14 protein-coding genes and 1 tRNA gene are annotated in these 11,573 nt (G+C 63.2%); 11 read left to right on the top strand and 4 right to left on the bottom strand.

Annotated features, from left to right (window positions below; all coding sequences use genetic code 11):
- Position 1 precedes the first annotated feature (1 nt).
- The 8 genes from FGM15_12855 to FGM15_12820 all read left to right on the top strand — a co-directional run bounded on the left by FGM15_12855 (position 2) and on the right by FGM15_12820 (position 7,298).
- The gene (locus tag FGM15_12855; GenBank protein ID MBU3666747.1) at positions 2-577 is read left to right on the top strand and encodes a dihydrodipicolinate synthase family protein; all 576 of its coding nucleotides are present in this window, start codon (positions 2-4) and stop codon (positions 575-577) included.
- Entirely contained in the window at positions 511-1,461 is a 951-nt protein-coding gene (locus FGM15_12850; GenBank protein ID MBU3666746.1) for a sugar phosphate isomerase/epimerase, read from the top strand. Before FGM15_12855 ends, FGM15_12850 begins: the two co-directional genes overlap by 67 nt.
- A 5-nt stretch (positions 1,462-1,466) precedes the next feature.
- Positions 1,467-1,736: a hypothetical protein gene (locus tag FGM15_12845; GenBank protein MBU3666745.1), complete on the top strand. Its 270-nt coding sequence runs from the start codon at positions 1,467-1,469 to the stop codon at positions 1,734-1,736.
- A 10-nt stretch (positions 1,737-1,746) separates the two neighbouring features.
- Entirely contained in the window at positions 1,747-2,550 is an 804-nt protein-coding gene (locus tag FGM15_12840) for a fumarylacetoacetate hydrolase family protein (GenBank protein ID MBU3666744.1), read from the top strand.
- A 4-nt stretch (positions 2,551-2,554) separates the two neighbouring features.
- Positions 2,555-4,039, top strand: a complete 1,485-nt coding sequence (locus FGM15_12835; protein ID MBU3666743.1) for a M81 family metallopeptidase — start codon at positions 2,555-2,557, stop codon at positions 4,037-4,039.
- Positions 4,040-4,179: 140 nt separating this feature from the next.
- Positions 4,180-5,007: an IclR family transcriptional regulator gene (locus tag FGM15_12830; GenBank protein ID MBU3666742.1), complete on the top strand. Its 828-nt coding sequence runs from the start codon at positions 4,180-4,182 to the stop codon at positions 5,005-5,007.
- On the top strand, positions 5,004-6,302 hold the full coding sequence (locus tag FGM15_12825) for an aspartate aminotransferase family protein (GenBank protein MBU3666741.1): 1,299 nt from the start codon (positions 5,004-5,006) through the stop codon (positions 6,300-6,302). The genes FGM15_12830 and FGM15_12825 overlap by 4 nt, the downstream gene beginning before the upstream one ends.
- A gap of 525 nt (positions 6,303-6,827) precedes the next feature.
- Entirely contained in the window at positions 6,828-7,298 is a 471-nt protein-coding gene (locus FGM15_12820; protein MBU3666740.1) for a hypothetical protein, read from the top strand.
- A 16-nt stretch (positions 7,299-7,314) separates the two neighbouring features.
- On the opposite strand, the gene FGM15_12815 is transcribed toward FGM15_12820, so the two are convergent.
- The 4 genes from FGM15_12815 to FGM15_12800 all read right to left on the bottom strand — a co-directional run bounded on the left by FGM15_12815 (position 7,315) and on the right by FGM15_12800 (position 9,531).
- A tRNA-Met gene (locus FGM15_12815) sits at positions 7,315-7,391 on the bottom strand.
- 37 nt (positions 7,392-7,428) lie between these two features.
- Entirely contained in the window at positions 7,429-7,983 is a 555-nt protein-coding gene (gene hpt, locus FGM15_12810; protein ID MBU3666739.1) for a hypoxanthine phosphoribosyltransferase, read from the bottom strand.
- Positions 7,984-8,012: 29 nt separating this feature from the next.
- A complete protein-coding gene (locus FGM15_12805) occupies positions 8,013-8,966 on the bottom strand; it encodes a ketose-bisphosphate aldolase (GenBank protein MBU3666738.1) in 954 nt (317 codons plus the stop codon).
- A gap of 70 nt (positions 8,967-9,036) precedes the next feature.
- Entirely contained in the window at positions 9,037-9,531 is a 495-nt protein-coding gene (locus tag FGM15_12800; protein ID MBU3666737.1) for a hypothetical protein, read from the bottom strand.
- On the opposite strand from FGM15_12800, the gene FGM15_12795 reads away from it, so the two are divergent.
- The 3 genes from FGM15_12795 to FGM15_12785 form a co-directional block, all read left to right on the top strand.
- Entirely contained in the window at positions 9,510-10,127 is a 618-nt protein-coding gene (locus FGM15_12795) for an OmpH family outer membrane protein (protein MBU3666736.1), read from the top strand. The two genes, FGM15_12800 and FGM15_12795, sit on opposite strands and share 22 nt — an antisense overlap.
- Positions 10,124-11,224 (top strand): DUF1343 domain-containing protein, encoded by a 1,101-nt coding sequence (locus FGM15_12790; protein ID MBU3666735.1) that lies wholly within the window; start codon positions 10,124-10,126, stop codon positions 11,222-11,224. The genes FGM15_12795 and FGM15_12790 overlap by 4 nt, the downstream gene beginning before the upstream one ends.
- Positions 11,211-11,573, top strand: a 363-nt coding sequence (locus FGM15_12785) for a hypothetical protein (GenBank protein ID MBU3666734.1), incomplete at its 3' end; no start/stop codon positions are given. The genes FGM15_12790 and FGM15_12785, both read left to right, overlap by 14 nt.

Genomic DNA, 11,573 nt, shown 5'->3' with positions numbered 1-11,573 from the left:
CATCCCGCAGTTCGCCAACGAGATTCCCGTGGAAGTCATCCGCCGCCTGTCGACCGACTGCCCGAACATCGTCGGCACCAAAGACAGCAGCCGCGACATGCCGCGCTTCCTGCATACACTCAACGTCATGCGGCAAACGCGCGAGGATTTCTCCATTCTCGTGGGCTGCGAAGAGATCCTTTACCCCACGCTCATGATGGGCGGCGACGGCGGCACGCTCGCCAGTTCCGGCGTGATTCCCGAGCCGATCCTCAAAATTTACCGGGACTTCCGCTCGGGGAACCACGACGAATGCCGCCGCGTGCAGTTCAAAGTCCTCGAATTGATCGAAGCGATGCTGCGGGCCGGCAATTTTCCGGAAGGCTTCCGAGCGGGCGCGGCCCTGCGCGGATTCCAGCCCGGCCCGTCGCGCCAGCCGGCCAGTGAGCGCGAGAGGCTTTTCCTGGGTGAAATGCAGGCACGCATGGCCTGCCTGCTCGCCGAGTGCGGTTTCACCGAAGCTGCCGCACAATGCCGCCGCACCGGAGGCACGGATGTTGCCACCATGCTCGAGCGACTGCGCCGGCGGTTGCCATGAGCAGCCACTCCCTTTATGAACAATCGCGTCCAGTGAAACTCTCCTGCGCCGATTTCACCTTCCCCCTGTTGCCGCACGGCGATGTCCTCGCGCTCATCGGTCTCCTCGGCTTGAACGGGGTCGATCTCGGAGTATTCAAGGGGCGATCGCACTGGCCGCCGGAGAAAATTCTGGCGGATATTCCCGCGGCCATGCGGAGCATCAAGTCCTCGCTCGACCGCAGGGGATTGGCTGTCGCCGATGTGTTCTTGCAGACCGGGGAAGATCCGGCCGTCCATGCGGCCAATGATCCCGATGCGGACATTCGAGCCGCCAACCGAGAAATGTTCCGGGGCATAGTTGAGTTCGCCGTCGGCATCGGCGCCGCCCATCTCACGGGCTTGCCGGGCGTGTGGCATCGCGGCACGGAAAAAGCCGCAGATTGGCAACTTGCCGTGAGCGAAGCTGCTTGGCGCAAGTCACATGCTGCGCAGAACGGAATCCGGTTTGCCGTGGAAGCCCACGTCGGCTCGGTGTGCCCGGATCCGGAATCCGCTCTGCGCTTCGTGCAGGAAGCCGGGGTGACGCTTACCCTCGATTACGGTCACTTTGTGTATCAGGGGATGCCGCCGCAGGCCGCCGATATCCTTATCCCGCAAGCCTCGCATTTCCACGCGCGCGGCGGCGCCAAAGGACAACTGCAAAGCACGATGAAAGACAGCGTGATCGACTTTCGCGCCATCCGGGACGCCCTGCAGCAACGCGGCTACCCCGGCTGGATGTGCCTTGAGTATGTCTGGATCGACTGGGAAGGCTGCAATCGCACCGACAACGTGTCGGAAACCATCATACTCCGCGACCTTCTCCTCGGGGCGGGTTCATCCCCCGCGGTGCAGGCCGCTTGATCCTTGTGACTTTCGCCTCACCCCAACCGAGATGGAACGAAGAGGTCGCCGGGAGGCCTTGCTGCTTCATCGGCAAGCATACGCTCATCGGAACAACCAAGATTCAGGGCAAGGAACCCACCCGAACCGGCAAACACATGAACGAAAAAAATACCCATGGGGCGCTGCGACATGAAGGGCTAGATCGCGGCCATGTGCGAGTTCATCGTTTCGCCGGAAAATTTTTCGTCACCGCCTTCACTTTCTACTTCACCGGTGGCCGCGCCACCTATTAACCGAACAACTATGCATATCATCCGTTACCTAGACCCGCAGGGAGCCGTTCACTTCGGCTCGCAGAAACCCGATGGTTCCGCCGTGCGCTGCACCGGCGACCTCTACGCCGGACTGCGCGAGACCGGCGACCAAGCCGATGTGGCCAAACTCCTTGCTCCGTTGGTGCCGACCCAGATCCTTTGCATCGGCCTCAATTACCGCCACCACGCCGCCGAGTCGGGCATGCAGGCCCCCGAGCGTCCCGTCCTCTTCACCAAAGGCATCAACACCCTGCAAAACCCCGGTGACCCCATCGAAATTCCGGTCACCGCAGCCAGCCACGAAGTGGACTACGAATGCGAATTGGCCGTGGTCATCGGCAAGCCATGCAAAAACGCCGAGGCCTCCGACGCGCTTTCCTACGTGCTCGGCTACACCTGCGGCAACGATGTCTCGGCCCGCGACTGGCAGCTCAAATGGGGTGGAGGTCAATGGTGCCGCGGAAAAACCTTCGACACCTTCTCCCCGCTCGGGCCATGCCTGGTCACCACGGACAACATCCCCAATCCGCAAAGACTCGCCATCCGCACGATCCTCAACGGCGAAACCGTCCAGGATTGGAACACCAACGACATGATTTTCAGCGTGGCGCAAATCATCGAATTCCTCAGCGCGAGCAACACGCTGCCCCCCGGCACCGTCATCCTCACCGGCACCCCGCACGGCGTGGGCATGGCGGCCAAGCCGCCGCGCTGGCTCAAACCCGGTGACTCCGTGACCATCGAGATCGAAGGGATTGGCAAGCTGACCAATCCGGTCCAACTCGAGGCCTAAGCCCATGCGGGTCTTCACCGCCCGGTTTTTCCACGAGACCAACTCCTTCGCCCCTGGAACCACAGGGTTGGCGGACTTCGCCCCGCGAACGAGGAGCGATGTGCTGCTGGCCCGGGGCGACGGCTCCGTGCTCGGCGCGGCGCTCGAATTCGCGGCGGATCGCGGCTGGGACATCGTCCCCTCCTTCGACCTACATGCCTCCCCCAGCCCGATGGTCGATGATGAAGTCCTCGCCACCGCCTTGTGCCATCTGGACGAGGACCTGCCCCGCGCTCTGCGCGGCGGTCTGGACGGAATTTTCCTCGTGCTTCACGGCGCCATGGTCACGCGGTCGCACCTCGACGCTGAGGGGTTGTTTCTCTCGCGCGTGCGCGAGCACCTGCGGGGGGCGGACGTTCCCGTTGCAGCCGTGCTCGACCTGCACGCCAATGTCTCGCCGGCCATGGCCGCAGGTGCCGACATCCTCGTCGCCTACCGCTGCAACCCGCACACCGACGCGGCCGAGACCGGTGTGCGCACGGCGACCCTGTTGGACGAAGCCATGCGCACCCGCGCCCGTTACCGCACGCACCTGCGCACCGTGCCGGTCATCCTGCCCCCGCCCGGAACCGGCACGGCCGACGAACCGATGCGGGGATTGCTCGCCATCGCCCGCCGCCACGAAGGCGGCCCGGTGGTCGCCGTCAGCATCTGCCCCGGGTTCGCCCAGGCCGACACTCCTTTCACGCGCATATCCTTCCAAATCGTGACGGAAGACAGTCCGGAAGGAAACGAGGCCGCACGGCGCGCGGGAGAAGAGCTGGCCGACTACGCCCTGGCCAACGCCGCCGCGGGCCTTCCACGCGAATGGAATTTGTCGGAGGCCGTGCGCGACGCGGCGAAACATGGCGAGTATCCTTCGCTGATCGTCGAGCCGGCGGACAACATCGGCGGCGGCACGGCGGGCGATGCCACCTGGGTGCTTGACGAGCTCCTGGGCCAAGGTGTGCGCGGCGCCGGTGTAGTGCTCAACGCGCCCGAAGCCGTGCAGTCGCTGCAAGGCGTTCCGGCCGGACGGCGAACGACCGTGACCGTGGGCGGAAAACATCCGCGACTCTCCGGCCCGGCCCTGACTCTCGAGGTTGAAGTCCTGCGCCACTCCGACGGTATTTTCGATCTGGCCGACTGCCAGAGCCATTTGGCGTCCATGATGGGAACGCGCATCGACATGGGCCCGACCGTGCTGGTGGCCTGCGAGGGCAACCTCGTGCTGCTCACTTCGCGCCCGACCCCGCCGATGGACCTCGGCCAGTGGTTGTGCGTCGGCGTCCAGCCCGCGGAACTCGGACTCATCGGCATCAAGGCCGCCGTGGCGCATCGCCGGGCTTATGACAGTATCGCCCGCCGCAGCTACACCGTTTCCACCCCGGGCCCGTGCACCAGCGATCTCGCGACACTCCCTTACCGCCACCTCGAGCGCCCCGTCTTCCCCCTCGACCCGCTGCCTTAGCCGGAACGATGCAGTTGAACAACGGAGCGGTGGCCTGAGACGTCCGCCCTGAAGCGCCCGTCCCGGTCCGCCAACTGCATTCCAGTCTTGCCGCTTTTACCGCTGGACAGAATTGTTTGTTCCACTATACGGAATATTTTATGCCCACAATTTCTCCTCCTTCCCGCGACCGGCACCGGCGGCCCGCTGCCGCGGTGGTAGCACGACCAGGGAAGCGGTGCGTGGAGACCTCGGTGCAAAAGGCCTTCCGTCTGCTGGAATTTCTCGCGGAGTCGGAGCGCCCCGTAACCCTGGCCGAAGCAGCGGCGGTGTGCCGCCTGCCGAAAACGAGCGCCTTCCGTCTACTCAAGGTCCTCCATGCTCTGGGCTATGCCGACCAACCGGCCGGCGCCCGTGGCCACGTGCTGGGGGCCCGCGTTGCCCAGTTGGCCGGGTCCGATCCGAACACCACGCTCAAGCGGATGGTCCGCCCGCTCCTTGAGGGCTTGCACGGCGAACTCGACGAAACAGTCAACCTCGGCGTGCTTTCCAACCACCGAATCGTTTATGCCGACTACATCGAGACGACCCGCGCCCTGCGCATGATCGTTTCCCCGGGGGCATGGGAACCGTGGTATCTCACCGCGGTGGGGCTCGCCATCGCCTCGGCCCTGCCAGAGGACGAACAGGAACAACTCCTCGTTTCCACGGACTACACCCAGGCTGCGGCGAACGGCCGGCGGCTCTCCCCCGCGATTCTCCGGCCCCGGCTCCGCGTTTTCCGACGGCAAGGCTGGGCGGAGGAGGAGGAAGCCGCAGTGTCCGGCGTCGCTTGCCTGGCGGTTCCACTGGCCACCCTCGGCTTTGTCCGTGCCGCGATCAGCGTCGCAGTGCCCGTGGCCCGCCTGTCCCGGTCGCGCCGCGCGCGCATCGGCGAACTTCTCCGGTCCAGCCTTGTCACCGCCGCCCGCCATCACGTTTCCCGATGAACTCCGCCGCACCTGCATTCAACACCGAACAATCCGCCGCCCTCCTGGAGCGGTCGAAACGCTCGCTGGCCATGGGCGTGTCCAGCGGCATGCGCAAAGCCGGCGCCCCCGCCCCTCTCTTTTTCGAACGCGGGGAGGGCGCGTGGTATATCGATGCGGACGGCCACCGTCTCCTCGATTACACCCTGGCTTGGGGACCGCTCATCCTCGGCAATGCCCACCCTGCCATTATCGCGGAAGTCACCGCACAGCTCGGGCGGAGCTTCGCCTTCGGGGCACAGCACCGGGGGGAAATCGAACTGGCTGAGTTGATGATAGCGTCGGTGCCGGGCCTGGAGCGTGTCATATTCTCCAACACCGGCTCGGAAGCCGTTCAAGCCGCTCTCCGGCTTGCCCGGGCTTTCACTGGGCGTCCGCTCTTCGTCAAATTCGAAGGCCACTACCACGGCTGGTTCAACAACGTCCTGGTCAGCTACCGTCCGCGAGCCTCCGACGGCATCGTGCCGCTGCCGACCTGCGGAGGACAGCCCGCCCGCGAGTTCGCCGACACGCTGGTGCTGCCGTGGAACGACCTCGGCGCCCTCGAGGCGGCTTTCCTTGAGCATCCCGGACAAATCGCCGCCGTGCTGACCGAGCCCCTCCTGGCCAATAGCGGATGCTGCGAAGCCGAACCAGGTTTCCTCGCCGGCGTGATCGACCTCTGCCGCCGCCACGGCGCGGTCTCGATTTTCGATGAGGTGATCACAGGCTTCCGGTTGGCCCTGGGCGGAGCCCGCGAATATTTCGGACTGCAGCCCGACCTGTCCGTCTACGCCAAAGCCATGGCGGCCGGTTTTGCCCTTTCGGCCGTGGGCGGACGGGAGGAGATTTTCCGTGTCCTCGACGACGGCCGCACCATCCACGCCGGCACCTACAACGGCAATCCGGTCAACCTCGCCGCTGGTGCTGCCACCATCCGCACACTGGCCGTGCCGGACACCTTCGAGCGCATGCATACCCACGGGCGTGCCCTGCGCAAAGCCATCGAGGAAGCTGCAGCCTTGCGGGGTTTAAAACTTGTGACGAGCGGATCAGGATCCGTCTTCAGCGTGCACTTCGGCCTGCACACTCCTCCCCGCCACTACCGCGACACTCTGCAGGCTGATGTCGGCCATTACGCATCCTTCCGCCTCGCCCTCCTCCATCGGGGCGTCTATACCCTGCCCGATGGGCGCTGGTATGTCGGCGCGGTCCACGGGGAGGACGAATTGGCCCACGCACTGGAGGCCGTCGCCGGAGCCATGGCCTCCCTCTGACACCGGTGCGACCGCAGAAGAAAACTGTGGTCACAGCTTGTGCGACAAAGTCTCCTGCTGCCGTGGCGGACAGCAAAAGCAGCTCTCATTTTCTCCGACACCGCAGCAATTATGCTGCAGCCAAGCCGGAAGCCACCGCGAACTATGCGGTCGGCCAAAGCAAAGTTGTTCGTTCCGCCCACAGCTGTTTCGTTCCACTCCCAGACGTTGCAACCTTGCGCCATCGCGCTGTAGAGACTGAGTCCGCCCGCCAACGTAACTGCAGCGGGACCTTGCGGGCCCGGTTGGTCGTGCACTGCCGTGGTGGGGTTGGTTCCGCTGGTAACGGCGGTCGGGGTCAAATTTACGCCGGTGCGATAGTAAGCATAATTTATCGCCCCCAGATTATATAGTGCGCCGCGCTCGTCGCGGTGGCCGCTTACATCGGAGTCTCTCTGCTCACCTGCCAGCAGAAGTTCAATTTGGATCGCATGCTCCACCGCGGCCAAAAGGCGCCAAGACGACGCCGCCGCCCCGACCGTCGAAGTGGAATACCAACGCAGATGGGCGCAGAAACTTCTCGGCTTCAGCGAGCACTACACCAAGGCCGACCGCATCCTGGACTGGTCGGTCTTCTGGTGGACCATGGGAAACTTCGCCTTCTTTGTGCTCGTCGCGCTCTGGAACATATTCTTCGGGTTCACCGTCGGCGGAACCCTCGACCTTCGCCGACTCTTCCAGCGACTCAAGACCCTCGAGGTCAGTAAACTCGAGAACAGCCGCGTCATCGGCCACATGAACGCCGACGACTATGCCGCCGCGCAACTGGTCTGGTCCAAGAGCGCAAACCGTCGCTTCCCGAAGAACGAGCCGAAAATCCTCCGCGGCAGCCATGAGGAGACCAAATCCCTAGCCGCTCCCCCGCGCCTGACAAAGCCCCCTCGGGCGCACGTTTGTCACCATTTTGTCACCACCATGAAAAAGGCCCGGAAAATCCGGGCCGCGAAATCTCCTTAAGCTGTTGGTGGAGAGTTGGTTGCGGGGGCGGGATTTGAACCCGCGACCTTCAGGTTATGAGCCTGACGAGCTACCAGGCTGCTCCACCCCGCGATTAAAGGAAGATATTTAGCGCGACTGTTGGGGCGTGTCAACCCTTGGGCGCGTATTTCGCGATGGTTTGATCGCTCACCACGCCTATGTAGGGCAGGTTTCGGAAGCGCTCCATGTAGTCGAGACCGTAGCCGACGACGAACTCGTTGGCGATGTCGAAGCCCACGTAGTCAGCCTCGAGTTCGCGCGCCCGCGGCACGTCCTTCCGCAACAGAACGCAAATTTTAACGCTCACGGGATTTGTTTCTTTCATGAGCTTGTCGCGGATGGCATGCAGCGTATGGCCGCTGTCGAGGATGTCGTCGAGGAGCAGCACGTGACGGCCGTGAACATCCGGAAGGCGTTCCTGATTGAACCTCACCACTCCGGTCGTCGAAGCGCCGTGGTAGCTGGAAACGCTGACGCAATCCAGCCTCAGCGGCATTTCCATGCGGCGTAGCAAGTCGGCGCCGAACATGAGGCTCCCGTTGAGCACCGCGACGACGGTCAATTCCTTGCCGGCGTAGTCACCCGAGATTTGCTCCGCCATCTCGTCAAGGCGGCTCAAGATGGTGGATTCGTGAAAAAGAATCCCCCGTATCTCGCTCCGCATCTCTCCGGCCACGGAGGACATGGGTGAAACTAGACGCCGAGTTCCTTGCGGACGTTTGGCAGTTGCCCGGCGGAACCGAGCATCTTGTTCTTGTGGCCGATGAACTTCGCGTATTCCTCGACGAAAATCTTGCCCGGCGGGCGGAAGTCGAATTCTGAAGGCTTGTCGCGGAAAAATTCGCGGTGCACGCGGGTCCAAATGAGGCGTCCGTCGGTGTCGATGTTGATTTTTGTCACGCCAAGTTTGGCCGCGGGGAGATATTCCGCCTCGTTCACACCGCGGGCGCTCTCGTCGAGCTTGCCACCGGCGGCATTGATGCGCTTGACCTCGTCCTGCGGAACACTGGAGCTGCCGTGCATGACGAGCGGAAAGCCGGGAAGAAGCGCTTTGATTTTTTCAAGCACTTCGAAGTGGAGGCTTTGCTGGCCTTTGAATTTGTAGGCGCCGTGGCTGGTGCCGATGGCGCAAGCCAGCGAGTCACAACCCGTGCGGACGACAAACTCCTTCGCCTCATCGGGGTCGGTGAGGCACGCATGGTGCTCGTCCACTTTGATATCCTCCTCCACGCCGCCGAGCATACCGAGTTCCGCTTCGACACTGATGCCCTTGGCGTGGGCACGATCAACAACGCGCTTGGTGATGGCGATATTTTCTTCGAAGGGCGCATGGCTGGCGTCGATCATGACCGAGCTGTAAAAACCGGAGTCGATGCAGTCGTAGCAAGTCTCCTCGTCACCGTGGTCGAGGTGCACGGCGAAGACCGCCTCGGGATACATGGCATCGGCCGTGCGGATGAGGCTCTCGAGCATGCGCTTGTCGGCATATTTGCGGGCGCCTTTGGAAAGCTGGATGATGAACGGAGCCTGGCTGTCGATGCAGCCCTGGAACAGGCCGAGGGTCTGCTCCATGTTGTTGATGTTGTAGGCTCCGACGGCGTATTTGCCGTAGGCGATTTTGAACAATTGTGCGGTCGTGACGATCATGGAAAACCGCCATAAGAACCGCGCCAAAGCGCGGCGGCAAGACCAAAGGACTGCGCCGGGCGCAAAAACCCTACGGTGCGGGCGCCGCGGGGATCAAACGGCAGTGGCGGAGGACGATATCGCCCGCGTCGAACTCGAAATAGGAACCGCTCACCGTGATCTGCTGGCCGGTCTGGATGAGCGGACGCGATCCCGTTTCGTTGCCGATCTGATCCACCGTGCGGAGGGTGACCTCGCTGCCGTCGTCGGGCACATAGAGCTGGGTGTTCGGTCCGAGGTCTTCGTTTTCGAACAGGCATTTGACATCCGGACCGGGACCGGCCTGCGTGGAAAGCGTCACGGCAACGGAAGGATCGTCGAGTGTGTCGTCCCCACCGGCGATGGCCGAGACCGGCCCGGAGATCGTGAGCATCTGTCCTTGGTATTTGGCCTCGGCCGCGGCTTCGTCCTGCGAGAACTCCGTGGCAACGGTCAGCCAATCGACGGGGGCGTTCTGGGCCAGGGCAGCGGAGGCGGAAAGAGCGAGGAAGAGCGCGAGGGAGGATGTTTTCATCTGGTCCATCATCGTCGGTCGCCAGACCTTTGGCAACAGCGGACGGCATTGATCGCCGATCCCTTTTGTGCGAGGCAATCCGGGTGTTGAGGCAGCTTCTCCCCGCCCACCTCCTGCTTGCGGCCTTTGCCCATGCCGCTTCACCGGAGGCGCCGCGCTTCGCGGTCGTCGACCTCACTGCTGTTTTCGAAGCCCACCCGCGAACCGCCACGGAGACGGCCAGGCTCAGCGTGGCCCGCCAAGCGGCACGCGACGATTTCCGGGCCAAATCCAAAGCACTGAAGGACACGCTGCAGCGTCATCAGGAATTGCTCAGGGCGGGAAACAAGTCCGCGGCCGCGCTCGAATTGGAGAAAGCGAACGAACTCGAACGGCTCATCGCGGACCTCGGCACCACGAACCAAAAGAATCTGGAGGAGCGGTTCCGTCAGGCCAAGGAAGGCATCATGGACGACATTGCGCGCGTCATCCGCGAATTCAACGCGGAGCGAGGCTACGCACTGGTGCTGGACAAATCGGCGGCTTCGGCCAACGGGCTGCCGCAGGTCATCGACGCGCCCGGCGCGGTCGACATCACGGCGGAGATCATCGCGCGGGTGAAGCCATGAGCCGCGTGGTTTTGCCCGTCGACCGGTTGCCGGATTTGTGGCCCGCGCGCCTGCGCGGACGCCGCACCGGCGCCCTCCTCCACGCCGCCTCGGCCGATTCCTCGTTGCGCCCGACGCTCTCCGTCTTGGAAGAGATGGACGCCGCGGGCGCCATCAAGCTCGCCGCGCTGTTCGGTCCGCAGCACGGGTTCGAAACAACGACACAGGACAACATGATCGAGTGGAGCGGATATCGTCACCCGCGCTCGGGCGTCCCCGTGCACAGCCTCTACGGCGAACACCGCGAACCTACGGACGAGATGCTCGACGGTCTTGAAGTGATTTTCGTCGACCTGGTCGATGTGGGCGCGCGTTATTACACCTTCATCTGGACCATGCTGCTCTGCATTCAGGCCGCAGCGCGTCGCAACATCGCCGTGGTGGTGGCGGATCGCCCCAATCCGATCGATGGACTGACCACCGAGGGTCGCCCGCAACGAAGCGACTACCTCTCCTTTGTCGGTCTGCATCCCCTGCCCGTTCGTCACGGCAAAACGATCGGCGAGTTGGCGCGGCAATTCCAAGAGGAGTTGGTGCCGTCGGTCGATCTCACCGTGTTGCCGCTCGAAGGGTGGAACCGCGCGCATTACCACGACGAGACCGGTCTTCCGTGGATCATGCCCTCCCCGAACATGCCGACGCCCGAAACAGCGGTGGTCTATCCCGGAATGTGTCTTCTCGAGGGAACGAACCTTTCCGAGGGACGCGGGACGACGCGACCGTTCGAGCTTTTCGGCGCGCCTTGGATCGACGGCGACAAACTTGGCGCCGGGCTGAATGCGCTACGCCTACCGGGGATTCATTTCCGTGCAGCGGCCTTCGAACCGGGTTTCCAAAAATATGCCGGGCAGATCTGCCGCGGCGCGCAACTGCACGTGACCGATCGCAAGGTTTTCCAACCGCTGCGCACCGGATTGGAAATCCTCCGCATGGTGCGGGAGATGTATCCGTCCGACTTCGCCTGGAAGCAGCCCCCCTACGAATACGAACATGAAAAGCTGCCCATCGAGATCCTGTGCGGTCGTCCGGTGGAAAAAATCTTCGATGAAACTCTTTAGGCTGTCGGTCGCAGCGTTTTTTCTCGCGGCAAACCCGCTCCGCGCGACGGTCGTCACTTGGCACGAACTGCTCAACACGCGCCCGCCGGAGGAAGGTTTGCTCGCATCGCCGGAAAAATTCGCCGACATCGTTCCGCCGCAGGCCATCCCGGCGGAGGGTTTGCGTTTTTTCACCGAAATGATGCGCGATCTCTACGCGACTTATGACGAGCCACCCGCGTCGCACTATTTTTTCTGCACCGTTTATTACACGCCGCTCGAGGCGGGTTTCTGCGCAGAACGCGGATTCGACCTCACGCCGAAAGTGATGAAAGGCTCCGGCGGGAAGAAGTTCGCCGCCGACTTTGTC

The sequence above is a fragment of the Chthoniobacterales bacterium genome (assembly GCA_018883245.1).
In the GTDB taxonomy this organism is placed as follows: domain Bacteria; phylum Verrucomicrobiota; class Verrucomicrobiia; order Chthoniobacterales; family JACTMZ01; genus JACTMZ01.
This window is presented reverse-complemented; position numbering and strand designations above follow the sequence as displayed.